A 21995-nucleotide genomic window follows, 5' to 3' on the forward strand; every position below is an offset into this window, starting at 1 on the left:
AATGCCTTATGTTAATATCAAAATAGCAGGCCCAGAGCCTACAAAAGAGCAAAAAGATCAAGTTTTTAAAGAAGTAACCGAGACGCTTGTAAGAGTGCTTGGCAAGAAAAAAGAGGCGGTTATGATCTTTATCGAAACTCACGACGCTGGCAATATCGGCGTAGGCGGCGAGAGCGTAGAGGACAAAAGAAAGGGGATGAAATGAGCGAATTTAGCAAAGCAGACATTGAGAGAAAGATAACGCTTGAAGTTGGTGATAAAGCGCCAGAGTTTGAAGCGCTAAATCAAGACGGCGTAAAGGTCGCATTAAAGGACTTTATAGGCAAAAACGTGGTGCTTTACTTCTACCCAAAAGACAACACTCCAGGCTGCACGACTGAGGCTTGCGAATTTAGCGCAAACTACGATCAGTTTATCAAAAATGACACCGTCATCATCGGCGTTAGCCCAGATAGCGTGAAGTCACATGTGGGCTTTATCGCAAAGCAAAATTTAAAGCACATCCTCTTAAGCGATGAGGATAAAGAAATTTCAAAGCTTTATGGCGTTTGGCAGGTCAAGAAAAACTACGGCAAAGAGTATCTTGGCATCGCCAGAAGCACCTTTGTGATCGGCAAAGACGGCAAGATAGTTAAAATTTACAAAAGCGTAAAAGCCAAAGACCACGCCGCAAAAGTGCTAGCTGATCTAGTAAAATAAGGAGCAAAGATGAAGCTTATAAAAATGCTAATTTTAAGTGCGTTTTTTGCGCTAAATTTATCAGCACTGACTGAAGGCGTGGAGTATCAAACTCTAGCAAAACCGCTTAACGTGCCTAAAAACTCAGTCGTCAAGGTCTTTAGCTACGACTGCCCTCACTGCTATAAATTTGACCGAACGATCACAAGAAAGCTGATGTCAAAGCTTGACGGGGTTAAATTTATCCCATATCACCTAAGCACCAAAGGCAAGCTTGGCGAGACAACAAGTAAAATTTTCGCCGCTCTTATATCGATAGATGAGGCAAATGGGACTGATCTGCTAAGCGATGAGTCTAAATTTAAGCAAGCTAAATTTGCGATCTATAAAGCAAGACACGATGAAAAAGATGACTTTAATGACGGCAAAGATAAGCAAAGATTTATCGATCTAGCGCTAAATGCGGCTCACGTGAGCAAAGACGAATACGAAAAAGCGCTAAGTTCAGAGCGTGCAAAAGAGCTTTTAAACGAGTGGTTTGCCTCTTATGATGTAGCAAGTATCAGCGGTGTGCCAGCCTTTGTGGTAAGTGGCAAGTATCTGATAAATTTAAGCGCAGCTTCGTCGATCGATGAGATGGCAAAGACGATAAAAGAGCTTTTAGATAAGTAACTTTAGCCTAAAATTTACGGACATTTTGGGCTTAGAAATGTAAATTTAAAGCAATTTTAGATAAACTCGGATCAAATTTCTAAAAAAGAAAGGTTTAATTATGAACGCTTCAGAATTCATCTGGATGGATGGAAAACTAGTAAAATGGGACGATGCGAAAGTACACGTTCTAACTCACTCTTTGCACTACGGCAATGCCGTATTTGAAGGCACAAGAGCTTATAAAACAAAAAAAGGTCTAGCTATTTTTAGACTAAAAGACCACACAAAAAGACTTTTAAGATCAGCAAAAATGACCGTTTTAAACGTACCTTACACTGAAGAAGAGCTTGAAAAAGCACAGATCGAGCTACTTCGCGCAAATAAATATAACAGCAACGTCTATATCCGCCCACTTATCTTTTTAGGATACGGCGTAATGGGCGTAGCGCACACAAAAGCACCAGTGCAAACTGCTATCGCTTCATGGGAGTGGGGCGCATATCTTGGCGATGAAGGCTTAGAAAAAGGCATCAGAGTTAAAATTTCAAGCTTTGCTAAACTAGCCCCTGCTGCTCAAATGAACAGAGCAAAGGCTAGCTCAAACTACCTAAGCTCACAAATGGCAAACTACGAAGCAAAAGAGGCTGGATACGACGAGGCGCTGCTTCTTGATAGCGAGGGCTTTGTGGCTGAAGGTCCAGGCGAGTGCTTTTTTATCGTTGAAAATGGTGCATTGATCACTCCACCAAACGATAACAGCCTACTTAGCATCACTCAAGATACAGTCATAAGACTAGCTCACGACCTTGATATCGAAGTAAGAAGAGAGCGCATCACAAGAGATCAAGCATACACAGCTGACGAGGCATTTTTCACTGGCACTGCAGCTGAAGTAACGCCGATAAACAGCATAGATAACCGCACCATCGGCAACGGTGCTAGAGGCGAAGTGACAAAGAGACTACAAAAAGCTTACTTTGACGTAGTTTATGGTCTGAACAAAAAATACGAATCATTTTTAACATATATTTAAGATTTAAAGGAACGAAATGCCCGCTGATTTAAATGATTATTTCAACAAAAAAAAGCCAGGTAATGACAACAGGGGCTCAGGTCAAAATAACGACAAAGAGCCACCTTTTAAAAAGGATTTTAAAATGCCAAATATACCAAGCGGCTTTGGCAAATTTGGTGCGCTAGCCTACATAATAATCGCAATTATCGCGATCCTTGCTATCACTCAGCCATTTAAAGTGATACACTCAGGCGAGGTCGGCATCAAAGCCACAGCGGGTAAATATGAGCCAAATCCTTTGCAACCAGGATTTCACTTCTTTTTGCCATTTATCCAAAATATCATCGTAGTTGATACTAGAGTTAGGATCATCAACTACACTTCAGGCGAAGATATGGGCGAGAGCTTGCAAAAGTCTTATCAAGGAGCTGGAATTTTACGCAAAAACTCTATCTCAGTTTTAGACGCTAGAAATTTACCAGTTAGCATCGATATCACCGTGCAGTACCGTCTAAATCCAGAAAATGCACCACAAACTATCGCATCTTGGGGTCTTAGCTGGGAGAGCAAGATCGTTGATCCTGTCGTGCGCGACGTTGTTCGCAGCATCGCTGGTAAATACACAGCCGAAGAGCTACCAACTAAGAGAAATGACCTAGCAAGGCAGATCGATGAGGGCATAAGAAAAGACATCGACTCTCAGCCAAACAAGCCAGTTGAGCTTCTAACAGTGCAGCTTCGTGAGATCATCTTGCCTTCAAAGGTAAAAGAGCAGATCGAGCGTGTCCAGATCGCTAAACAAGAGGCCGAGAGGACAAAATATGAGGTCGAGCGTGCAAATCAAGAGGCTTCAAAACAAGCTGCCCTTGCAGAAGGTACTGCAAAAGCTGCTATCATCGAAGCAAAGGGTAAGGCTGACGCTATCAAGATCGAGGCTGATGCGACTGCTTATGCAAACAAAGAGATCGCAAAAAGTGTCGATCAAAATTTATTAAATTTAAAGCAGATCGAGACGCAAAATAGATTTAACGACGCTCTTAAAGAGAACAAAGATGCCAAAATTTTCTTAACACCTGGCGGGGCTGTGCCAAATATCTGGCTAGATGCAAAAGATAGGGCAAAAGCCAGCTCGGTTAGCGAAAGGTAAAAATGAATAGCGTAGCAAAAAGTATAGACTGGCAAAAAGTTGGTGGATTGCTCCCAGTGGTGGTTTGCGATCACGCTACAAACGAGGTTTTGATGCTTGCTTATATGAACGAAGAAGCGCTAAATTTAAGTCTATCTAGCCGCTACGCTCACTACTTTTCACGCACTAAAAATAGAATTTGGAAAAAAGGCGAAGAGAGTGGCAACACGCAAGAGATCAAGGCTGCGTTTTTAGACTGCGACAACGACACTTTGCTCTTAAAAATCGTTCAAAACGGAGGCGCTGCTTGTCACACTGGGGCAAGGTCTTGCTTTTTTAACGAGATAAATTTAGAAAATTTAGAAATTTCAGATGAAAAATGCGAGGTTAAAAAGCCAAGTTACGGCGTCATTGACGAGCTTTATCACGTTATAGAAGATAGAAAGCTAAATGCTGATCCGCAAACTTCATACGTGGCAAGTCTTTTTAAAAAGGGTGAAAATCAAATTCTAAAAAAAGTTGGCGAAGAGGCTACAGAGCTTGTTATGGCGGCAAAAGAGCTTAGTTTTGCCAAGCAGATAAAACAAGATGAGCAAAAAGCAAAAAATGACCTCATCTATGAAGCAGCCGATCTTTGCTTTCACGCACTTGTGGCACTTTCAGCCCACAACATACATCCAGATGCCGTCAAAAACGAGCTTGCAAGGCGTTTTGGCATGAGTGGCATCGAAGAAAAAAGATCGCGAGATGTTAAATAGCATCAAGCATAACATACTTTTCATACTTCAAAACGCCAAACTTATCGACTTTCTAGCCTATGGTTGGGTCTTTTTAGCCTTTATATTTATCGTGCTTTTAGGAATTTTCGTCGCGATAAAATCATGGTGGCAGATAGGATTTTTATTTATCCTAGCTGGTTTTTTGGGACTTTTTGCAGGCAACTACTACGCAAACAAATATATAAATGAAAATCTAAGACCAGTTAGCATAAGCAAAATAAACACAAAACAGCTTCAATATGTCGATGCGTTGATGGTTGATTTTAACATCACAAATAACTCAAACTACACATTAAACGTTTGCAAAATCGAGCTTGGCTTCTATCTTGGTTCAAAGCAAAGCACGAGAAATTTTCTAAATTCACTAAACCCTTTTGCTAAAAAACGTATCATTTTAAATGAAGCGCTTTTGCCAAAGCAGAGCAAGCAGATAAGAGAATTTGTCAATGACTTTGCCTTCATTGACTACAATATCACCAAAAAAGCGGAGTGTTTTTGATGAGTTCAGCCTACTTTACCATCGTTCATATCATTGTGCTTTTCGCGATCGCACTACTTTCTATTTTATTTCTTGTGCTCTCACTTAGAGCTGAGCGAAAGCTATTTTTATCACTACTTTTTACAAACATTTTGGTCTCAACCACGCTTGCCATTTTTTTGATGCTAGTTCTTGATAAATACACCAAAAAAGGCATAGTCGAAGGCGTAAAAAGCGAGCGAGTGTTAAGAAATGAAAGCATTGTATTTCGTGGTCAAGTAAGAAATGTCGGTAAATTTACCATTAGCAAATGCACTCTTACAATTAAGCTCATTAATCAGCCGCTAAATAAAAACGATCTTGGTGGCGAGGCGTTTTTTAAACCAAGTGGACTCTCATTTTTTTCATGGTTTATTGGAGGTGATGAGAACGAGAGGCCAAACACTGTGGCATATAAATTTGACGTAGCTCAAAATTTGCCAAAGCAAAAAGCGGTGCCATTTACAGTGACTATGCCCTATCCGCCATATTTTAAAAATGGTATGAATATCACAAAACTTAGTTGCTACTAATAAATTTAGATAAATTTTTAGTCTTTATTACGTTTTGCAAATAATTATAAACTGGCTAAATTTCTCTTAAATCTAAATAAAATTTGGCTTATATATAAAATAAGAAATTTTAAACCAAAGCCAAAAGACAATGGTTTAAAATTTAGTTTTAATGTCTTGAAAGATAGTTTGTATCGTAGTTGTTGCTTAAAAAGTCTTTGTTTTCCATCATGGCGATGTGAAAGTCTTTTGTTGTTTTGATGCCGCTTATTATGAGCTGATCAAGAGCAACTTTCATCTTGTGAATAGCTCTGTTTCTATCAGTGTCCCAAACTACGAGCTTTCCGATCATACTGTCGTAATACGGCGGTATAGAGTAGTCTTGGTAGATGTGGCTATCCATTCTCACGTTGCGGCCGCCTGGGCAGACATATTTTGTAATCTTGCCAGGGCACGGAGTGAAAGTATTTGGATCCTCAGCTGTGATCCTGCACTCGATCGCATGGCCTTTTAGCTCGATGCTCTTTTGTGACGGTAGCTTTTCGCCCTCGGCCACTTTTATCATAAGTTCGATGATATCAAGCCCACTTACCATTTCGCTTACTGTGTGCTCGACTTGGAGCCTTGTGTTCATCTCGATGAAGTAAAAGTCTAAATTTTTATCAACCAAAAACTCAAACGTACCTGCTCCCTCGTAGCCGATCGCTTTTGCCGCTTTTATGGCAGTTTCATGTAGCCTCTCTCTTGTTTTTTCATCAAGCAAGATAGCTGGGCTCTCTTCGATCAGCTTTTGGTGACGGCGCTGCATAGAGCAGTCGCGCTCGCCTATGTGAAGCACGTTGCCGTGGCTATCGCCGATGATTTGAACCTCGATGTGGCGTGGATTTAGGATATATTTTTCCATATACATCGTGCCATCGCCAAATGCACTCATCGCCTCACTCTCAGCAGACCAAAACGCTTTTTCTAAATCAGCCTCTTTTTCAACCACGCGCATACCGCGTCCGCCGCCGCCTGCAGCAGCTTTTAAGATGACAGGATAGCCAATCTTTTTGGCTAGCTCTTTTGCAGCTTTTGTATCAGCCACAGCGCCGTCTGAGCCAGGGATGACTGGCACGCCAGCTCTTTGCATGACCTGTTTTGCCTTACTCTTGTCGCTCATCAAAGCCATCGCAGCAACGCTTGGTCCAATGAATTTGATCTTGTGGTGTGAGCAAATTTCAACGAAATTTTGATTTTCACTTAAAAAGCCATAACCTGGAAAGATAGCGTCTGCTTCGCTGATCTCAGCTGCGCTTATGATAGCTGGGATATTTAGGTAGCTGTCACTTGAGCGCTCTTTACCGATGCAGATGGCCACGTCGGCGTATTTTACGTAAAGTGCGTCTTTGTCAGCGGTTGAATAAACTACAACGGCTTCTTTACCCATCTCCTTTATCGTTCGCAAAGCACGAAGAGCGATCTCACCGCGGTTTGCTATTAAAATTCTTTTTAATTCCATTAATTTTTCTCCACGCCAAATAACGGCAATCCAAACTCAACTGGCTGTCCGTCAGAGACTAGCATCTCAGTGATCTGGCAGTCAAACTCAGCCTCGATCTCGTTCATGATCTTCATAGCTTCAATGATGCCCACTACATCGCCTTTTCTCACTCTTTGACCTACTTTTACAAATGGTGCAGCGCCTGGGCTTGGAGCAGCGTAGAAAGTACCTACCATAGGAGATTTTATGCTATCTTTTGGCGAATTTGCAGCTGGTTTTACCTCTGAGCTAACGACAACATTTACAGGTGTTGGCGCTGGAGCTGCTGCTTGTGCCGCTGGCTTTGCAGGCGCGCAATAATCAGCAAATTTCTCTACCTCAACCTCAAAATCACCACTTTTTATCTTGATATGATTCATCTCCATACCATTAAAAAATTCGATAAGCTCTTTTATATCTTCTTTTTTCATAGAAAATTCTCCTAAATTTTTATATAAGCGTCTAATTGTAGCGAAAAATAGATAAAAAATTTTTTTATGACATAAAAATTTATCTTTCTAAATATAATTACAGCTATCTAAAACTTTTACTTCTACCTACTTTCTCGTGTTTAAAATTTTTAATTACCTATAAAATTTATAAAGATAATTTTACAATCAGTACAGATTATTAATTTTTATTTTAAATTGACTTAGCATGTTAAATATGTTAAACTCAGCGCCCAATTTAACTTAAAAAGGACAAAAAATGAAAAAGGTTATGTTATCGTTATTAGTAGCAGCTTCTACAATGTTTGCAGCTGTAAATTTAAATACTGCTTCAAAAGAAGAGTTAATGAGTCTAGATGGTATAGGTGCTTCAAAAGCAGATGCTATTATTGAGTATAGAAAGGCAAATAAATTTAACTCGATAGAAGATCTCAAAAATGTAAATGGCATAGGTGATAAGACATTTGAAAATTTAAAATCAGAAATTTCAACATCTGGCGAGACAAAAATAGACGAAACGAAAGCTAAAGCAAAATCTAAAAAAGATGAGCTAAAAGAAAAAGTAAGTAAAAAGAGCAGCGAAGTAAAAGAAAAAAAAGACAACGCTGAAGATAAAGTAAAAGAAAAGAAGGAAAAAGTAAAAAAAGAGGCTAAAAGTAAAGCCAAAGAGAAGATAGAAAAGTAAAATACAAAATTACTCTTAAAAAGGAACGCTAAGCGTTCCTAATCCTTCTTATATTTATCTTTTTTATTATCACTTTTTCGTATTTTATGTCTTATTTAGTTTTAGTGAACAAATTCCAATTTATTCTTATGCAAATCAAGCTGTGTTTAATGCAGTTGATAGTTCATTATAACATTAGAAGATGATCTAAATTTAATGCTGGTAAGGGGTGCAGTATTTACCATAGATGACACTAAGTCAGGCTCTTAATGCGAAAACTGTTGTGGATAAAACTGGCTTTACATGAACTAAATATAGATTTGGTATGTATTACAACGAAACAAAGCATGGAGCCAAGCTAGTTGCATGCTGGACACTTAGTAAGAAATAGATAAATTTATATAAGATTTAGTTAAAGGCGCAGAGTTTAGAGAGAGTTTGCCTACTAAATTAACTATATTGATATATCAAGCATATGATGTTCTTCTACGTCACTTTCATCATCTTTTTCATCTTCCAAATTCTCTTCATCTTTAGCTTTTGCGTTTTGCTCTTCGTTCTCAAACTCGCTCGCCTCTTCTTCGCTTTTTTGACGCTCGTGCTCTTTTTCAGGGTCTATTTTATATGACTCCTCCATCGGACGCACCTCTTTGATCTCCTCATTTTGCTGGGTAGCTAGCTCAGATGCCATTAGTGCTTGCATGTCAAAGCGTGCTTGCTGGTTTGCATGCACCTGCGAGACGACTGGGGCATTTTGGTTGATGAAGTTGCTGTTTCCTAAAGGTGTTACCGCCATTTTTAGCCTTTATTTATGATGATCGTTTTGTAGTTTGTGTAAGTGACATTTGCACCATTTTCACGCCTTAAATTTTCGCGTTTGGTGTAATCCACCTCGTATCTACTAGCCCCTTTTACGCTAAATTCCACGCAAAATTTAGCAGCCATTTCTAGCACGTCCTCTGGCACCTTGCTTTTGTTTGTTTTTATGATGACGTGAGCGCTTGGGGCGTCTTTTAGATGAAGCCAGATGTCGTCTTTTTTGGCGAGATCAAGCAAATTTATATTGCCTTTTTCATTTCTGCCAACTAAAATTTTAAACTCTCTAACGTAAAAAATTTCAGTATTTTCGCCCACATCTTTTATGTGCCTCTCTCTTTGTTTTGCCTTGTTTTTTGGGCTTAAAATTTCAAGCTCGTAAGCACTTTTTGCCTCTTTTAAAAGCGACTTTAGCCCTTCTAAAAACTCGATCTTTTCGCTTAAATTTCTCTTTTCTATCTCCACACCAAGGGCTTTTGCACGAAGTTTTTTTGACCTTGAGTAAAATTCATTTGCGCTATTTTTTGGCGTATCACTAAGAGTTAGTTTTATCTCATTGCCGTCAAAATCATTAAGAGAAATTTCTCTCTCATAGCCCTTAAAATTTGCCAAATTTGCAAGCAAAAGTGAGCCGTAGCTTGCAAACTCCTCGCTCTTTTTCATAAGCTCATCTTTATCTTCAAGCGAGTTTAAAATTTCACTCATGCTATCTATCTTTTTTTGCACGCTAGCAAGCTTTGCCTCTTTTAAGCTAGCTATCCTATCCTCGTTTATCCTAGCTGCTTCACTTCTAAAAAATGCCTCAAAGTCAGTTATCGGCTCGCACGGCTTTTCTTTGATGGCGATGGCTGGCAGCTCTTTTAAAACCTCGCCAGTTTCTATCTTGCGGTAGCTATTGTCGATATGTCTTAGCGCCTCGATGATCACGCTATTTTCATCAGTTATCACAGCGTTTGTAAAGCGACCGGTAAATTCAAGATAAAGGATGAAATTTTCGCTTTTATATGAGCCACTTTGCGTGCAGATAAATTTTAAAATTCTATTGTCTTTTAGGCACTCGACGCTTTTTATATGCGAGGCGTTAAAGCGTTTTTTTAGGACATTATCAAAGGGTGCTTGATAAATTTTCGCCTCTTTTAGCTCATCATCTTTATAGACCGCTGAGTTTGACTTATTTAGATCAAAAATAATCTTTTCGCCGCTAAATTCGATAAGTATAGCCATGTCGCTTACGCGCTTTGCTTGGCTTATCTTTTTAAATTTTGATAGATAACTTGCTATTTGAACTAAATGTGCATACTTCATGCGGGGATTATATCAGAAATGTTGCAAAAATATAATGTAAATTAATTCATAAAAAATTAAATTTCAATTTTATATAATGATAATGATTTTTAAAATAATTAATTTTTAAAGGAGACCAGTTGAGTAAATTTCGCATTAGTATCGCACTTTGTTTTGCGGTTTTGGCTTTAAATGGCGCTGATGTAAATTTAGAAGGTGTTAGCGTAGAAGATAGCGCGGATGATGGTTATAGGGCGACAACTAGCGAAGTTGGCAAAACAAACACGCCTATCCTTGAGATACCACAAACTGTAAATGTCGTGACGGCTCAGCAACTAAAAGACAAAAAGCCAGAGACGTTAGCCGAGAGCCTTCAAAACGTGAGTGGCGTTAGCTATGGCAACACAACAGGCGGCATTTTTGACTCTATCATCAAGCGAGGTTTTGGTGGCGGACGTGATGGCTCTATAATGCGAAATGGCGTGCCAGCTAGCGTCATTCATAGCTTTAACAAAACCGTAGAAAGCGTCGAGGTGCTAAAAGGACCAGCTAGCTTGCTTTACGGCGCACAAGAGCCAGGCGGCATAATAAACATGGTAACTAAAAAGCCAAAATATGACTTTGCAAATGAAATTTGGGCTGGTTTTGGCAACCGCAACTACTGGAACACTGGCTTTGACACCACAGGGCCGATCGCAGAGAGCGGCTTTGCGTATAGATTTATATTTGATACGATGAAAAAGGACTATTGGAGAGAGTTTGGCGAGTATAAAAACGTTCTTTTTGCGCCATCACTGTCATATAAAGGCGATGACTACCGCATAAATTTCGCCTACACTCACACTCGCTCAACCGATCCGATCGACCGCGGCATGTATCTCGTCCCAAACACTGGAAAGCTACTGCCTATAGATAAGAAAAGACGACTTGACGAGCCATTTAATAAGCTTAAAACAAAGCTTGACACTGCTGATATAAATTTTGAGAAAAATCTCGGCGAAAACTGGATGCTAAAGGGCGCTTATGCCTTTTCTAGGTCTCGTCATGAGTATGGTCACATCAGGCTAATGAACGTAAATTTAAACACTGGCGTTGCATCTAGGCGAAACGAGGCGTATGACGGCTTTATCCACCGCACGCACGCAGGTTCATTAAATTTAAACGGCTATGTTAAAACAGGCGAGCTGGAGCACAACTTGCTCTTTGGCATCGATGCAAAGGAGTACTACCGCTATAGACCCGGCGCACTAAATAGCTATAGCTCTGGCACGACGCCAAGAAATTTCCCTATAAATATCTATAACCCAGTTTATGGCACGGTCGCCTATCCGTCTGATAGAGCCTCAAGTATCCAGTACCAAAAGCTAAAAACGATCGGATTTTACGCGCAAGATAGCATAAATTTGACCCAAAATTTGATCTACTCTTTAGGAGCTAGATATGAATACTACGACCAAGTAGCTCGCGGCACGACTAGCGGACCAAATAGCACAGATCAGCAAGATGGCAAATTTACGTGGCAAACTGGGCTTTTGTATCTGCTAACGCCTGAGTGGTCGGTCTATACCAACTACGCGCAAAGCTTCAACCCACAAATGGCGATCAGCGGCGCTGACATAGGCGATATAAAGCCAGAAGAGGGCAAGAGTATAGAGTTTGGATCTAAATTTCAAAACGATAGCATAACAGCAAGTGCAGCAGTTTTTAACATCAATAAGAAAAACATCATGCGCACCGTAGATGGCGTGAGTACGCCAGTTGGCGAAGCGCGCTCTAGAGGATTTGAGTTTGATTTTAATGGTCGTGTAACGCAAGGGCTAAGTCTTGGCGCTAGCTACGCATACACTAAAACCGAGGTGCGAAAAGATAGTGGTGCCTATGCGGTACTCGTTGGCAAACCGCTTGAAGCCACGCCAAAGCATCAAGCAAGCCTCTTTGCCAACTATGACTTTAGCCATCTTGGCGCAAAAGGGCTAAGGATCGGCGGTGGAGCTAGGTATTTTGGCTCGTGGTATACATACTATATGAGGACAAATTTACCTGCGGTGCCAGCAGGAACAGCCTTTAAGATAAATAGCGCGGTTGTTTATGACGCTTTTATCAGCTATGATACAAAGATCGCAGGCTATGAGACAAATTTCTCATTTAACGTCAAAAACCTAACCGATAAGCTCTACTACACATCTTCATCGACTGGCACGCAGGCAAATATCATACCGATACAACCAGGCTATGCTCGTCAGTTTATGCTCACTGCGTCGGTTAAATTTTAACTTCACTAAGCCTTTTGGCTTGGTGAATTTTCTTTAAATTTAGCTATTTTTGTTAAAATCGCCCCAAAATTTAAAGGAAATTTATGAAACAAACCATCACAGAAAAAATATTTTCAGATCACGTTGGCAAAGAGGTAAGCGCAGGAGAGATCATCGAGAGCAAGATCGATATGATCATAGGCAACGACATCACGACGCCTATCTCGATCAAGCAGTTTGAGCGAAGTGGTGCCAAAAAGCTAGCTAACCCAGACGGCTTTGCCATCGTGATGGACCACTACATCCCGACAAAGGACATCCTAAGCGCAAATCAAGCCAAAATTTCACGCGAATTTGCCTACAAACACGACCTTAAAAACTATTTTGACGAAAAAGATATGGGTATCGAGCACGCGATTTTGCCTGAAAAAGGGCTAGTCATCCCAGGCGACGTCATCATCGGCGCAGACAGCCACACCTGTACGCACGGCGCTCTTGGAGCATTTAGCACCGGCATGGGTAGCACCGACCTAGCTTACGCGATGATCACTGGCAAAAACTGGTTTAAAGTGCCTGAGAGCATCAAAGTCGTCTTTAAGGGCAAGCTTGATAAGCACGTCTACGGCAAGGACCTCATCCTTGAGATCATCCGCCAAATAGGCGTTGATGGCGCACTTTACAAAGCGCTTGAGTTTAGCGGCGAGGTGATAGATAGCCTTAGCATGGATGATAGATTTTCAATGTGCAACATGGCGATCGAAGCTGGCGCAAAGAGTGGCATCATCGCGGTTGATGAGATCACGAAAGAGTTTTTAAAAGATAAAAATTTACGCAATAAACCAAAATTTTTCTACTCAGATGAGGGCGCAAAATACGACAAAATTTTAGAGATAGATGTCACAAACCTTGATCCAGTCATCGCATATCCATTTTTGCCAAGCAACGGCAAGAGCGTAAGACAGGCGGTTCGCGACGATCTAGCTATCGATCAGGCATTTATCGGATCATGCACAAATGGCCGTCTAAGCGACCTTCGCATCGCAGCGCAAATCCTAAAAGGCAAAAAAGTAGCCCGCAAAACAAGGCTCATCATCACTCCAGCGACGCAAAAGATCGCAAGAGCTGCTGAAAAAGAGGGGCTTATCGACATTTTCATCGAAGCTGGCGCAGTTGTGAGCAACCCAACATGTGGTGCTTGTCTTGGCGGATATATGGGCATTTTAGGTGCAAATGAACGCTGCATCTCGACTACAAATAGAAATTTCGTCGGCCGTATGGGCGATAGAACTAGTGAAATTTATCTAGCTAACTCGGCTGTTGTGGCGGCGAGCGCGATAGCAGGTAAAATCGCCGATCCAAGGGACTTATAGGCGTTAGCTTTTAAGGCAAAAGATTGTTATATAAGAAAAGTTTAAATTATTTTGCAAATTTACAAGAAAATTGATTTCCAAGATCACAAGCTTTTTTGTTAAGTTCTTTTGCCTTTGTCTTATCTTTTTCTATACCTAAACCTTTATAGTATAATGAGGCTAGACGACCACAACCATATCCGTCTTCATCGTCACAAGCTTTTTGATACAATTCAAATGCTTTTGCATAGTTTTGCTCTCTAAAGAACATCTCTCCAAGACCAGCACAACCATTTGCATTACCACCGTCACAAGCTTTTTGATAAAGCTCCTTTGCTTTTTTAGCACTTTCAAATAGACTAAGAATTTTTAGATCACCTTTTGCGTATAAAAATGCTAGCTGATTGCAAGCCCATGCCCTATTTTGTCCGCACTCTTTATTAAGAATTTTCTCAGCCTTTTCATAGTCTTTATTTTTTAACGCAGATTGAACTACATCATATTCATTAGCAAAACAAAAGCATAATGCAAACAATATCACAGAAAAAATCTTTTTCATTTTTGATCCTTTAGCTTATCTTCAATATTAGTTATAACTCTAAATTCAACCCTTTGTGAGTTTAGATAATTTTCTTTTAGCCCGCTTTTTGAGGTTAAATTTGAATTATCGTCGAGCGTTTTAGCCGATGCAAAACCTATAGCCCTAAAATGTTCTTTTAGAAAATTACTTTCTTTTGAATGTCTCAATATGTATTCTAAAACAGACTGTGCTCTCTTGGAGGATAAAGCCATGTTTTTAATATATGCATCATCTTTACTCGCATCATTCCAAACTGAGCTTGTATGACCTTCTATGCGTATTTCATCTATATTGCTTATAATACTTTTGTCTGTTATTATTTTTATGTATCTTGGGAAAAAGTTATCTAAAATTTTTTCAAAATCTTTAGATAAGTCAGCTTCACCAGTTTTAAAAAGAATTTCTGGCTTATTAAATCTAATAGTTAAATCATCTCCAATAACCGCATTAAATTTCGATAAATCATCCTTGAATTCTTCTTTTAACATAGCTGTTAATTTTAATCTTAGATCTTTATAATTTTTTGGTATAGCCTGGCTTTTTTCAAGTTTTTCTTTTAAATTTATAATATTTGAGTTTTCATTTACCTTTAACATATATAGAGAAAACAACAACAAAAACACAAGCATTAAAGCCGTCATTATGTCACTTAATGCTATCCAGTAACTATTCTTTCCAGTTTTTTTAAAGAGACCCATTTTATTTTTCGCTAATTTTTTTAAGCAACAATATGATTTCTTCTTGATTTTTTATAAGCTCAGCTACATCAAACTCTTCATTCTTATTTTCTTTATTCATAGCGCCAAAAAAGAAAATCTCAATTAGTTTTAAAAATATGGATCCAAAAATAGCAAAGATAGATATACTAAAAGCTGTTTTTATACCATTTATAAGCTTAGGAATGCTATTTTCGACATCATTAGCATCAAAGTCAATTAATCCCAAAAATATGCCTAAAAAAGTAAAGCCTATACCTATGGTGATTAAAATATCTGAACTTTGACTATGTAGTCTTTTACTTTTTATCAAATTTGTTAAAAAAAAGATAAAAAAAACAAGAATGATACCAACACCGATAACAATATGAGTATTTGAGAATAGAGAATAAATAAAATCGCCCAAGATAAAGTCCTATGTTTTTGTTCCACATTTTAACACTGACATACTTAAACGATTTATAAATTTATTCTTTAAAACGCTGTTATAGTTGCCAAAAGTCCAAAGATTATGCCTGGGAAGTTTGCAGCAGAAAGTGGATAGTCTTTTTTAGCTTTTAGTAGGCCGTAACTTGTCCAGATCGTGCAGTTTAGCGCAGTCGCTAGTGGCTGAATATAAGGCGTTTTGTTGCCATCGAGGTTGCCCATTATCTGTGGGATGTATGAAAAGTAGATAACAACCGATAAGCACGTACCTATCCAACCTAAAATTTATAAATTTCTTTCACTCATGTGATCTCCTTTAAAAGTAAGCCGTTATTTTCTAGTTTTATGATTAGTGAGGGGAAAAAATTAATTTTGTCTGCTAAAAAGCACTCTTTTTGCAAATTTAAGGGCAAAGCTTTGTCAAGTAATAATAAATTTAAAACAAGATGAGTTAGAAAATTTGGTTATACTTTTGTAATTTTTGAAATTTAAAAGGATAAAAGATGCAAACTTGCGTCATTTTAGCAGGTGGCAAGAGCTCGCGCATGGGTCAGGATAAGAGCTTGCTGCCATTTGGGGGATTTGAAACACTCACGCACTATCAGGTCGCTAAATTTAGCAAAGTCTTTGATGAGGTTTTTGTAAGCTCTAAATTTGAGAAATTTAACCCGCCACTAAAGCTCATAAAAGATGAGAACAGTGAGGATTATTCGCCGATGCTAGCGCTCTACTGCGTGCTAAAAAGCTTTGATCATAGCGTCTTTATCATCCCAGCTGATATGCCATTTTTTGATCTTGTAAGTCTTGGCGAGCTGACTAAATTTAAAGATGAATTTGAGATGGTCGTGGCTGGCGATGATGAGCATATACACTCACTTTGTGGCTTTTTTAGCCCAAGCTTAGCCCCACTTGCGCGTGAGCAATACCAAAAAAATGAGCATAAAATCGGACTTTTACGAAAAAACTGCAAGTGCAAGATAGTAAATTTTGAGGACAAAGAGCAGTTTTTTAACGTAAATTTCCCAGACGAGTACAAAATAGCAAATGAAAAGATGAAAAATGAGTAAATTTACATTGCTTTTAAGCCTTAGCCTTACATTTTTGATGGCAAGCAGGACAGATGACTTTAAAAGGGCGCAAGAGCTTGAGCAAAGTGGCGATATAAAGGCTGCGATGCAAATTTATAAAGAGCTAGCCAAAAGCTCTTTAGGCGAGCAAGAAGCGGTGCAAAATGTGCAAGCGAGCGAGCCAGCACCAAATGATGCGAAGCTAAAGCAGGCTGATCTTTTAAGAGATAAAAGCGATAAAAATTTACAAAATGCACTTGGCATCGAGCTTTATAAATTTAACTACCTTTTACCAGTAACTTACGCTAAAACTGTCCCAGATGATGGGCGAAAGAGCGTTGAGACGAAGTTTCAAATAAGCCTTGCAAAGCCGCTATTTTACGATGTTTTTGGTCTTAGAGAGAGCCTTGTGGCAGCATATACGCAAACTTCTTGGTGGCAGATAACAAAAACCTCAGCTCCGTTTCGTGAGACAAACTATCAGCCTGAAATTTTCTTAAATTTTGCCTCTCCAAAATATCTAGAGCAAATAGGCGTGAAAAACCTAAAATTTGGACTTTTGCATGAGTCAAACGGACGAGATGGCACCAACTCAAGGAGCTGGAACAGAGCCTACGTGCAAGGCGATCTCGTCTATGGAGATTTAACCATTTCGCCAAGAGTTTGGAGTGTGATCGGCGAAAAGAACGACAATAAAGAAATTTTAAACTACATCGGACACGGAGATCTAAGGCTTAGTTACAAGCTAAATGATCAAATTTTTAGCCTAATGCTAAGAAATAACTTACATTTTGATAAAACAAATAAAGGTGCAGCTGAAATTTCATATATGTTTCCGATATTTTCAAGCGGCGTTTATGGCTATTTGCAGTATTTTACAGGATACGGCGAGAGTTTGATTGATTATGATAGGCACACTGACAAGGTTGGTCTTGGCTTTGTTATTTTAAAATAGCCTTAAAAATTTAATCTTATAAAGTGGCTAAATTTGGGCAGATGAGATAAATTTCAGAAAAATAACGAAAAAAATTTAACTAATAGAAAAACTTAAAAATATTAGAAAAAATATAAGCAAATTTTGCTAAAATCACTGGCAAAATCTCACAATAAAGGAGTTTTCATGAGCGGTATAGCTTTGATTGTCTGTTTTGTTATAGCAATCATCCTTATGATCCTTATGATCTCAAAGTTCAAGGTGCATCCATTTTTGGCACTTATGAGCATTTCTTTGGTGCTAGCAATCGTCGCAGGCATAGATCTATCCAAGATCCCAGCGATGATAGGCGTTGGTTTTAGTGGCACATTTAAGAGCATCGGCATCGTCATCATCTTTGGAACGATCATCGGCACAGTGCTTGAAAAAACTGGAGCTGCGCTAAAGCTAGCAGACATGGTCGTAAAGCTAGTCGGGCAAAGACGCCCTGAGCTTGCCATGCTTATAATGGGCTGGGTTGTTGGCATCCCTGTGTTTTGCGATAGCGGTTTTGTCGTCTTAAACTCTATCCGCGAGGCACTTTATAAGAAAATTTCAGCAAGCCCAGTTGCTATGTCAGTAGCACTTAGCGGCGGTCTATACGCTTCTCACGTCTTCATCCCACCAACTCCTGGACCGATAGCTGCTGCTGGCACACTTGGCCTTGGAGGAAATTTACTTCTTGTCATCATCATGGGTACGGTAGTTTCAGTACCTGTTTTGGTAGCTGTTTATTTCTTTTCAAAAAGTATCGCTAAAAGCGTAACTATCAGCGACAAAGAGGCTGACGCTACGATAACAGCTAGCTATGAAGAGCTTTTAAAGAAATTTGGCACGTTACCTTGCGGATTTTTGAGCCTTGCTCCTATCATCATGCCTATCATTTTCATGGCGGTTGGCTCTGTTGTAGATGTTTTAGCAAAACAAGGCATGCTTGATAAAGCAGCGCTCTTGCCAAAGATATTTTTATTTTTAGGTAACCCTATCATCGCCCTTGCGATCGGCGTGATCTTTTGCGTATTTTTACTAGCTGAAACTAAAAAGATGAGAGAATTTGACCATATAACAAACGAATCATTAAAGATCGCTGGTCCGATACTATTTATCACCGCAGCTGGCGGCGTTTTGGGCAACGTCATAACTGAGGCTGGCTTTGTAAATTTCATAAAAGAAAATGCCTCAACCATAAAAGCGATAGGAATTTTCTTCCCATTCATCATCTCAGCCGTGCTAAAAACCGCTCAAGGAAGCTCGACCGTGGCTATCATCACGACAGCCTCTATCATGGGCGCATTTAGCGCTGACAACTCGCTCATGCACACACTTGGTTTTACGAGTGAAATTTCAGCCGCACTTTGTGTCATGGCGATAGCATCAGGCGCTATGTGCGTATCTCACGCAAACGATAGCTACTTCTGGGTCGTGACAAACTTTAGTAAAATGACCGCAGATCAAGGATATCGCACACAAACGGCGATGACATTTATCATGGGTGTTGTTGGAATGATCAGCGTTTATATTTTATCTTTGGTGCTTTTATGAGAATTTTGGTTGCGATAGATTCATTAAAAGGCTCGCTAAGCTCGCTTGAAGCGGGTCTTGCTATAAAAGAGGCGCTTGAAGATTTTTGCGACGTCGTCGTAAAGCCAGTGGCTGACGGTGGCGAGGGCAGCGTGGAGGCTATGGCTGACGCGCTTGATGCGAAATTTATAGATACCATCGTCAAAAACCCTCTTGGCACTGAAATTTTAGCTAGATATGCCCTAAAAGACGACCTTGCTATACTTGAGATGTCAAGCGCTTCAGGACTTACTCTCATAAATCCTGATGAGAGAAATCCTATGAAAACTAGCACATTTGGCTTTGGTCAGATGATAAAAGATGCCATTAGCAAGGGTGCTAGGAAATTTATCATAGGCATCGGCGGAAGTGCGACAAATGACGCTGGCACAGGCATGCTAAGTGCTCTTGGATTTAAATTTTATGATAAAAATGGCGCCTTGCTTGAGGGCAAAGGCGAGGATCTAGCTCAAATTTGCGACTTTTCAGATGAAGAGGCACTAAAGGAGCTAAAAGAGTGCGAATTTTTAATCGCCTGTGACGTGGATAATCCACTTTACGGACAAAAGGGTGCAGCCTACGTCTATGCTCCACAAAAGGGCGCAAATGGTCGCATGGTAAAGCAGCTTGATGATGGGCTAAAGCACTTTGCGGGGCTTGTAAAAGAGAAAAATGGCACTAAATTTCACACGCAAAAGGGCGCTGGAGCAGCTGGCGGACTTGGCTTTGCTTTTGTTGCATTTTTGGGCGCAAAGCTTAGGCCTGGCATCGAGATCATCACGCAGACCATCGCACTTGAAGATGAGATAAAAAAGGCCGATCTTGTCATCACTGGCGAGGGGCGTATGGACTTTCAAAGCACCATGGGCAAGACCCCAACAGGCGTGGCAAAGCTAGCTAAGAGGCATCATAAGCCAGTCATTGCGCTTGCTGGAAGCGTGCAAAGGTGTGCCAAAGACTGCCATAAACACGGTATAGACGCATATTTTTGCATACTAAATGAACCAATGAGCCTTGAAGAGGCCATGCGAAAAGATAATGCCATTAGAAATTTAAAGATGACCGCCGAGCAAGTCATCCGCCTTTATATGCTAAATCATAAAGCATAAATTTAAAAAAGATAGAAGCTAAATTTCTATCTTTTTTATAAATTAACAATTTATAATCTTTTTACAAAGACATTTGTCTTATACAAAGGCTAAAAATTACTAAGCCAAATATTTTTATTTAAACCTATAAACTTTTTCAAAAATTACACGATATAGTTTTCATGCGGCACGAAGTCGTAACTAAAAAAATTAAAAGGATTTACAATGAGTTTTCGTATTAACACAAACGTAAACGCACTTAACACACACGCTAACGCAGTTAGCAACAACGTTGACCTATCTAAGTCACTTAACAAACTTAGCTCAGGTCTTAGGATTCAAACAGCTGCAGATGACGCTTCAGGTCTATCTATCGCAGATAGCTTAAGAAGCCAAGCTTCAGCTCTAGGTCAAGCTATTGCAAATGGTAATGATGCTATTGGTATCATTCAAGTTGCCGACAAAGCTATGGACGAGCAGCTAAAAATTCTTGATACTATCAAGACAAAAGCTACTCAATCAGCTCAAGACGGCCAAACAACTCAATCACGCCAAGCATTGCAAGCTGATATCGTTCGTCTAATGGAGGAGCTTGACAATATCGGTAACACTACTTCATTTAACGGTCAGCAACTATTAAACGGAACATTCTCTAATAAAGAGTTCCAAATAGGTGCTTATTCAAACCAAACTGTTAAAGCAAGTATTGGTGCGACTACATCTGACAAGATCGGTCTTACACGTTTTGAGAGTTCAAAACTTCTAGATAAGATGGAAAAAGTCACATTGACATTTAAAAACGTCGATGGTGTAAACGATGTTAAGATCGCAGCTGCTACTATCTCAACTGGCCTTGGCAAAGGTGTCGGTGCTATAGCTGAGAATATCAACAAAGTTGCAGATAAAACTGGCGTTAGAGCTACATTTGACGTAACAAGAGTTATGTCAAAAGCAATCGCTGCAGCATCTATTAAAAGTTTTATTATCAATGGCGTTAAAATCGGCGACCTTGAAGTAAAAGAAAACGATAGCAACGGCGCACTAGTAAACGCTATCAACGCTGTTAAAGATCAAACTGGTGTTGAGGCTTCAGTAAATACTGAAGGTAGGATGGTTCTAACAAGCCGTGATGGACGTGCGATGAGTTTCCAAGGTGGTGACATAGATAAAGTTATCGGCGCTAAAGATAAATCAGGCTTTATAGGAAGACTAAACCTAGTTCGCCTTGATGGTCGTGACATTAAAGTTCAAGGTGGCGGTGCAACAAACGTTTTCTCTAAAGCATTTAGTGCTGATGGTAACGGCAACGGTGGCGCTCAAGTATCTGTTTCTCTAAGAGATGTTAGAGGTCAAATAGATAAGACTGTAGCTGCTGCTATGGGCTTCCAAAGAATGAGCAAAGCTGCTATGACATCAAATCAATCTGCAGGTGTTATGACACTTCGCGGTGCGATGGCTGTTATGAGTATCGCTGAGTCAGCTCAAAAAACACTTGATCAAGTTCGTTCAGACCTTGGTTCAGTTCAAAACCAACTTCAAGCTACAGTTAATAACATAACTGTAACTCAAGTTAACGTAAAATCAGCAGAATCACAAATCAGGGACGTAGATTTTGCTAGCGAGTCTGCTAACTTCTCAAAACATAACATCCTAGCTCAATCAGGTGCTTATGCTATGAGTCAAGCAAACAGCGTTCAACAAAATGTAATGAAACTTCTACAATAGTAGTAGCAAATGAGGTTTTGTAAAAGCTACTATAATAGTGGCTTTTAAATTTTAAGACTTTGTAGCAGTAGCAAAGCCTTAAATGTGTTAATGCTTTTACAATACGCAAACCCCCAGCCCCAAAGCTAGTCTTTGGGGTTTTAATCTACTAAAATACCAAGACATTAATCAATTTATAGTTATAACCTTTTTAGCTAGTTTAGTTTAAGAGGTTTGCATTTTTACTTTTTTAGGGACCATGAA

The 21995-nt window shown here is 39.6% G+C and carries 24 protein-coding genes; 16 read left to right on the forward strand and 8 right to left on the reverse strand.

What is annotated here, in order from left to right; translation table 11 throughout:
- The first annotated feature begins 1 nt into the window (after nucleotide 1).
- The 8 genes from HMPREF1019_RS08900 (at nucleotide 2) to HMPREF1019_RS08935 (ending at nucleotide 5302) form a co-directional block, all read left to right on the forward strand.
- Entirely contained in the window at nucleotides 2-205 is a 204-nt protein-coding gene (locus tag HMPREF1019_RS08900; RefSeq protein WP_009295389.1) for a tautomerase family protein, read from the forward strand.
- Complete coding sequence (bcp, locus tag HMPREF1019_RS08905; RefSeq protein ID WP_009295390.1) at nucleotides 202-699, forward strand: thioredoxin-dependent thiol peroxidase; 498 nt, start codon at nucleotides 202-204, stop codon at nucleotides 697-699. The genes HMPREF1019_RS08900 and bcp overlap by 4 nt, the downstream gene beginning before the upstream one ends.
- 9 nt (nucleotides 700-708) lie before the next feature.
- On the forward strand, nucleotides 709-1350 hold the full coding sequence (locus HMPREF1019_RS08910; RefSeq protein WP_002939987.1) for a thiol:disulfide interchange protein DsbA/DsbL: 642 nt from the start codon (nucleotides 709-711) through the stop codon (nucleotides 1348-1350).
- A 100-nt stretch (nucleotides 1351-1450) separates the two neighbouring features.
- A complete protein-coding gene (locus tag HMPREF1019_RS08915) occupies nucleotides 1451-2365 on the forward strand; it encodes a branched-chain amino acid transaminase (RefSeq protein ID WP_009295391.1) in 915 nt (304 codons plus the stop codon).
- Nucleotides 2366-2381: 16 nt separating this feature from the next.
- Nucleotides 2382-3494, forward strand: a complete 1113-nt coding sequence (locus HMPREF1019_RS08920; protein ID WP_009295392.1) for a prohibitin family protein — start codon at nucleotides 2382-2384, stop codon at nucleotides 3492-3494.
- Nucleotides 3495-3496: 2 nt separating this feature from the next.
- Nucleotides 3497-4231, forward strand: a complete 735-nt coding sequence (gene hisIE / locus HMPREF1019_RS08925; RefSeq protein WP_009295393.1) for a bifunctional phosphoribosyl-AMP cyclohydrolase/phosphoribosyl-ATP diphosphatase HisIE — start codon at nucleotides 3497-3499, stop codon at nucleotides 4229-4231.
- Entirely contained in the window at nucleotides 4221-4751 is a 531-nt protein-coding gene (locus HMPREF1019_RS08930) for a DUF2393 family protein (RefSeq protein ID WP_009295394.1), read from the forward strand. The genes hisIE and HMPREF1019_RS08930 overlap by 11 nt, the downstream gene beginning before the upstream one ends.
- Nucleotides 4751-5302, forward strand: a complete 552-nt coding sequence (locus tag HMPREF1019_RS08935; RefSeq protein WP_009295395.1) for a DUF2393 family protein — start codon at nucleotides 4751-4753, stop codon at nucleotides 5300-5302. Before HMPREF1019_RS08930 ends, HMPREF1019_RS08935 begins: the two co-directional genes overlap by 1 nt.
- Nucleotides 5303-5450: 148 nt before the next feature.
- Here HMPREF1019_RS08935 and HMPREF1019_RS08940 read toward each other — a convergent pair whose 3' ends face one another.
- Both HMPREF1019_RS08940 and accB read right to left on the reverse strand, forming a co-directional pair.
- Entirely contained in the window at nucleotides 5451-6782 is a 1332-nt protein-coding gene (locus HMPREF1019_RS08940; RefSeq protein ID WP_004317853.1) for an acetyl-CoA carboxylase biotin carboxylase subunit, read from the reverse strand.
- Complete coding sequence (gene accB, locus HMPREF1019_RS08945; protein WP_002940019.1) at nucleotides 6782-7234, reverse strand: acetyl-CoA carboxylase biotin carboxyl carrier protein; 453 nt, start codon at nucleotides 7232-7234, stop codon at nucleotides 6782-6784. Before accB ends, HMPREF1019_RS08940 begins: the two co-directional genes overlap by 1 nt.
- Before the next feature lie 277 nt (nucleotides 7235-7511).
- Here accB and HMPREF1019_RS10685 point away from each other — a divergent pair, with 277 nt between their 5' ends.
- Entirely contained in the window at nucleotides 7512-7937 is a 426-nt protein-coding gene (locus HMPREF1019_RS10685; protein ID WP_009295396.1) for a ComEA family DNA-binding protein, read from the forward strand.
- Nucleotides 7938-8370: 433 nt separating this feature from the next.
- Here the strand turns inward: HMPREF1019_RS10685 and HMPREF1019_RS08955 are convergent, their stop codons facing one another.
- Together HMPREF1019_RS08955 and HMPREF1019_RS08960 are read right to left on the reverse strand one after the other, a co-directional pair.
- Nucleotides 8371-8712 carry a hypothetical protein gene (locus HMPREF1019_RS08955; protein WP_009295397.1) on the reverse strand — a complete coding sequence of 114 codons (342 nt, stop codon included), beginning with the start codon at nucleotides 8710-8712 and terminating at the stop codon, nucleotides 8371-8373.
- Nucleotides 8713-8714: 2 nt separating this feature from the next.
- Nucleotides 8715-10037, reverse strand: coding sequence for an NFACT RNA binding domain-containing protein (locus HMPREF1019_RS08960; protein WP_009295398.1), 1323 nt, complete (start codon nucleotides 10035-10037; stop codon nucleotides 8715-8717).
- 119 nt (nucleotides 10038-10156) lie between these two features.
- Here HMPREF1019_RS08960 and HMPREF1019_RS08965 point away from each other — a divergent pair, with 119 nt between their 5' ends.
- Nucleotides 10157-12289 carry a TonB-dependent siderophore receptor gene (locus HMPREF1019_RS08965; RefSeq protein WP_009295399.1) on the forward strand — a complete coding sequence of 711 codons (2133 nt, stop codon included), beginning with the start codon at nucleotides 10157-10159 and terminating at the stop codon, nucleotides 12287-12289.
- Between the two features lie 83 nt (nucleotides 12290-12372).
- The gene (gene leuC, locus HMPREF1019_RS08970) at nucleotides 12373-13638 is read left to right on the forward strand and encodes a 3-isopropylmalate dehydratase large subunit (protein WP_009295400.1); all 1266 of its coding nucleotides are present in this window, start codon (nucleotides 12373-12375) and stop codon (nucleotides 13636-13638) included.
- Nucleotides 13639-13684: 46 nt separating this feature from the next.
- Here the strand turns inward: leuC and HMPREF1019_RS09740 are convergent, their stop codons facing one another.
- From HMPREF1019_RS09740 to HMPREF1019_RS08990, 4 genes are all read right to left on the reverse strand, one after another.
- Nucleotides 13685-14176 carry a tetratricopeptide repeat protein gene (locus HMPREF1019_RS09740; RefSeq protein WP_009295401.1) on the reverse strand — a complete coding sequence of 164 codons (492 nt, stop codon included), beginning with the start codon at nucleotides 14174-14176 and terminating at the stop codon, nucleotides 13685-13687.
- Entirely contained in the window at nucleotides 14173-14895 is a 723-nt protein-coding gene (locus HMPREF1019_RS08980) for an OmpA/MotB family protein (RefSeq protein ID WP_009295402.1), read from the reverse strand. The genes HMPREF1019_RS09740 and HMPREF1019_RS08980 overlap by 4 nt, the downstream gene beginning before the upstream one ends.
- Before the next feature lies 1 nt (nucleotide 14896).
- Nucleotides 14897-15319 carry a hypothetical protein gene (locus HMPREF1019_RS08985; protein WP_009295403.1) on the reverse strand — a complete coding sequence of 141 codons (423 nt, stop codon included), beginning with the start codon at nucleotides 15317-15319 and terminating at the stop codon, nucleotides 14897-14899.
- 68 nt (nucleotides 15320-15387) lie between these two features.
- Nucleotides 15388-15624, reverse strand: coding sequence for an SWEET family sugar transporter (locus HMPREF1019_RS08990; RefSeq protein ID WP_232210193.1), 237 nt, complete (start codon nucleotides 15622-15624; stop codon nucleotides 15388-15390).
- Nucleotides 15625-15842: 218 nt separating this feature from the next.
- On the opposite strand from HMPREF1019_RS08990, the gene HMPREF1019_RS08995 reads away from it, so the two are divergent.
- The 5 genes from HMPREF1019_RS08995 (at nucleotide 15843) to HMPREF1019_RS09015 (ending at nucleotide 21752) form a co-directional block, all read left to right on the forward strand.
- Nucleotides 15843-16406, forward strand: a complete 564-nt coding sequence (locus tag HMPREF1019_RS08995; protein ID WP_009295405.1) for a molybdenum cofactor guanylyltransferase — start codon at nucleotides 15843-15845, stop codon at nucleotides 16404-16406.
- Nucleotides 16399-17361 (forward strand): phospholipase A, encoded by a 963-nt coding sequence (locus HMPREF1019_RS09000; RefSeq protein ID WP_034901768.1) that lies wholly within the window; start codon nucleotides 16399-16401, stop codon nucleotides 17359-17361. Before HMPREF1019_RS08995 ends, HMPREF1019_RS09000 begins: the two co-directional genes overlap by 8 nt.
- A 165-nt stretch (nucleotides 17362-17526) precedes the next feature.
- The gene (locus HMPREF1019_RS09005) at nucleotides 17527-18921 is read left to right on the forward strand and encodes a GntP family permease (protein WP_009295407.1); all 1395 of its coding nucleotides are present in this window, start codon (nucleotides 17527-17529) and stop codon (nucleotides 18919-18921) included.
- A complete protein-coding gene (locus tag HMPREF1019_RS09010; protein WP_009295408.1) occupies nucleotides 18918-20048 on the forward strand; it encodes a glycerate kinase family protein in 1131 nt (376 codons plus the stop codon). The genes HMPREF1019_RS09005 and HMPREF1019_RS09010 overlap by 4 nt, the downstream gene beginning before the upstream one ends.
- 204 nt (nucleotides 20049-20252) lie before the next feature.
- Nucleotides 20253-21752 (forward strand): flagellin B, encoded by a 1500-nt coding sequence (locus HMPREF1019_RS09015; protein WP_009295409.1) that lies wholly within the window; start codon nucleotides 20253-20255, stop codon nucleotides 21750-21752.
- Nucleotides 21753-21995 lie beyond the last annotated feature (243 nt).

It is taken from the genome of Campylobacter sp. 10_1_50 (assembly GCF_000238755.1).
In the GTDB taxonomy this organism is placed as follows: domain Bacteria; phylum Campylobacterota; class Campylobacteria; order Campylobacterales; family Campylobacteraceae; genus Campylobacter_A; species Campylobacter_A concisus_R.